The 2,871-nt window shown below is 48.7% G+C and carries 4 protein-coding genes; 1 reads left to right on the top strand and 3 read right to left on the bottom strand.

The genetic code is table 11. The annotated features are described in order from the left end of the window. Positions 1-352: 352 nt before the first annotated feature. Complete coding sequence (locus tag QZP87_RS00675) at positions 353-823, top strand: hypothetical protein (protein ID WP_291320998.1); 471 nt, start codon at positions 353-355, stop codon at positions 821-823. On the opposite strand, the gene thpR is transcribed toward QZP87_RS00675, so the two are convergent. The 3 genes from thpR to QZP87_RS00690 all read right to left on the bottom strand — a co-directional run bounded on the left by thpR (position 820) and on the right by QZP87_RS00690 (position 2,674). Further along, complete coding sequence (gene thpR / locus QZP87_RS00680; protein WP_291320999.1) at positions 820-1,389, bottom strand: RNA 2',3'-cyclic phosphodiesterase; 570 nt, start codon at positions 1,387-1,389, stop codon at positions 820-822. The two genes, QZP87_RS00675 and thpR, sit on opposite strands and share 4 nt — an antisense overlap. Positions 1,390-1,494: 105 nt before the next feature. Beyond that, positions 1,495-1,983 (bottom strand): CinA family protein, encoded by a 489-nt coding sequence (locus tag QZP87_RS00685; RefSeq protein WP_291321000.1) that lies wholly within the window; start codon positions 1,981-1,983, stop codon positions 1,495-1,497. 265 nt (positions 1,984-2,248) lie between these two features. Then, positions 2,249-2,674, bottom strand: coding sequence for a DUF4079 family protein (locus QZP87_RS00690; RefSeq protein WP_291321001.1), 426 nt, complete (start codon positions 2,672-2,674; stop codon positions 2,249-2,251). Positions 2,675-2,871: the final 197 nt, after the last annotated feature.

Below are 2,871 nucleotides of genomic sequence, written 5' to 3' on the forward strand. Positions count from 1 at the left end.
AGATCAAAGGCAACCAGTTTTGCGAATTAAAGATTTCAGTAACGAAAAAATGTTGTGGCGGGGACTGTCCCAATTGGGATAAGAGCACTGCTTTATCTTGGGTTGCGGGCACAGCCCGCTTAGACTTTTTAAGAAGCGGCTGGTGCCGCAAGAACTAAGCGTTCCCAGGCTGGAGCCTGGGAACGAGAAGAGGTCGGCAAAAGTGCCTGTCCCCGGTGACCGAGGCGATAATTTACACATGTGTCGCTGTAGTGTTACCAGATTCCGGAAGAAATATTGGCAAGGAAGTTGCTTTTTTAATTTCAAACGCCAGGGCATGGGTAAAATTTTCCACCCTACAAAAGGAGCCGTCATGAAAATCAATTCCCAATACCAGAACCAGATAAACCAAACCCAGGAAAACACCCAGAAAAAGAAGACCAGTTATGAGTTTTCCAGGATGCTGGACAAGGAACTTGCTAAAAGCGCCGAACATAAGCAGGGAGAAAAGGCCTCAAATACCGTCAGGACCGATATGCTGCATCCCGGACAACTCCTGGGTAGTTCTCTTTTAACCGAACAAAAGCAGGAACTTTCTTTTATGCACCAGATGGATGATCTTCTAAACAAATGGGAAAATTATGCCGCCGAAATGCAGTCCCCTGACTCCAGTTTAAAACAGATATACAGTCACCTGGAAAACATCCTGGCAGGCGTGCGTGAAATGAAGGACTCTCAGAACTTTGAAAACCAGCGCCCCGAAATCAAGTCTCTGGTACAGGAACTTGAAGTAATGGCCGCCACTGAAGTGGTCAAGATCAACCGGGGAGATTACTTCGCTTAGCCTGAGTCGGCCCGGTGCAGGGATTTATTCGCCATAAGGCTATATTCCGGACCCCGGGGGGTTAGTCTGCTCTGCCACAGACTGACCCGCTCCGCTTTAAACACGGGCCAATCAATGGTTTCCACGTAATTTGCAAACTCTTTCCAGGGATCTGAAGCAACAAAATTCTTTATCCTGGCCAAAGTAAGATGGGCGTTGAAAGCCCTTTTATCAGGTTCAAAACCAAAACCTTCAAGCTCGGTTTCCAGGTTGCGGGCCAAGTGTATTAGTTTTTGCACCTCTCCGGCAACTCCCAGCCAGGCGACTCTGTAGCGCCCCCTGTCACCGAAATATCCGCTCTTACCGCCCTGAAGTGTGAAATCATCGCATTCAACCCTGTTCAGGCATGATTTCAGCTGCGGCAGAAGATCGTCCTGTACCTCACCCAGAAACCTGAGGGTAATATGCCAGTTGCCGGGTTTGGTCCAGGTCAGCCTTGAACTGAACCTGCCCTTCCATTCCATTCGGGTCTGTTCGAGCAGCTGCTGGTACTCATCAGGCAGGGAAATTCCAAAAAAAAGTCGCATATATATCCTTTCAATATCTGTTCAGCTCACCTGGCTCCTGTGACTGCAAAAAGGACTTTTTGCAGTCGAGACCTGTGACAGGGTCTAAGGAGTAACCAGATACTGCTAAATATTTTTCTCAAGATGATCAACCAGGCCTTGCAAAGCCAGTCCCGCAGACTGCTTTTTCACCTCCTCCCTGTTGCCTTGCAAAAACTTTTTTTCCCACCAAATCGTATCTGAAACGTACCACCCCAAAAACACAGTGCCCACGGGCTTATCTGGTGTGTCGCCCCCAGGGCCGGCTATCCCGGAAACGGCCAGGGCCGCACCGGCCCCGGTCAGCCTGGCTGCTCCCAGAGCCATGGCCTCGACGCAAGCTGCACTCACCGCTCCATGATTATCCAGTATCTCTTGTTTCACATTCAAAATACCTGTTTTCAATGCATTGCTGTAAGCCACCACCCCACCCAGATACCAGTCAGAACTACCGGGCTCATTGGTTATGAGATGCCCTATGAGCCCTCCGGTGCAGGACTCGGCAGTGACCAGCATAAGACTGTTTTTTTTCAATACGGCCGCAGTCTGGCTCATATCTGGTATAAAAAAGGACATTCGGCTCCGCCTTTATCACTACAGCGACACTGCAACCATTCAAAGGATGCCGAAACCGGCCCGGGGACAGTCCCCAGGCCTGGTGCCGGTAATTACCACAGAGAATCCCCTGAATGGTTACGCGACACTTTATTTAAACTGGAAAGGGGCTGGCTCACCGCACTTATTTTGCTTACAGAAGACTGACGGATATTAAAAATAAGTGCGGGGTACCTGTCCCCGATGGCCGAAGCGATAATTTACATAAAGTGTCGCTGTAGTGTTATCAATTCAACAAAAAATTAGTGACCACGATCCATCCGGTATACATCTGGTAAAGTGCAACTCCCAGCAGGAGCACATTATTACCTGCGTGTACCAGGGGGAGGCCCTTTCTTTTCTTTTTATGCCGGTCCATGTAAGTACCACTGACATAAGCTATCAACATGAGCGGTGTCATGACCATGGCTCCCTGGTTGTGATCTGCGAAAATACCCATAGTTCCCAGTTCCTGGTTAACGGCGATTTTTCCCATCACCAACCCCAGGAGCCAGCCAATAATCACAAGCCTGCCGTAAAAAACGTGACTTTTCCAGTCAAAAGGCACCCTGTGTCCCAGGTGGGCGCTTCTAAATCTTTGCAGGCCAAGATAAAACACATAAAACGCACCAATGGTCACCAGGGCCTGAAAAACGGGGTGAATCCAAAGCATATAATCCTCCTGACGTAACAGTATCCGGTTATTTATGAATGGGCAAGAAAAATCTGTGCCTGCACTCCAGGACCTGGATTAACAATAACCATTCAGGGGAGCAAAAACCGGCCAGGGGACAGTCCCCGCGACACTATTCCTGAACAAATAAAAATAATTCATGCGCGAAATTTTGTGAATCTGCACAATCATTACAT

Origin of the sequence: Desulfonatronospira sp., from assembly GCA_003563255.1 — a bacterium.
GTDB lineage: Bacteria > Desulfobacterota > Desulfovibrionia > Desulfovibrionales > Desulfonatronovibrionaceae > Desulfonatronospira.

What these genes read in the sequence shown, in the direction of transcription:
- QZP87_RS00675 (WP_291320998.1), top strand. Translation starts at nt 353, where the DNA reads ATGAAAATCAATTCCCAATACCAGAACCAGATAAACCAAACCCAGGAA.
- thpR (WP_291320999.1), bottom strand. Translation starts at nt 1,389, where the DNA reads ATGCGACTTTTTTTTGGAATTTCCCTGCCTGATGAGTACCAGCAGCTG.
- QZP87_RS00685 (WP_291321000.1), bottom strand. Translation starts at nt 1,983, where the DNA reads ATGTCCTTTTTTATACCAGATATGAGCCAGACTGCGGCCGTATTGAAA.
- QZP87_RS00690 (WP_291321001.1), bottom strand. Translation starts at nt 2,674, where the DNA reads ATGCTTTGGATTCACCCCGTTTTTCAGGCCCTGGTGACCATTGGTGCG.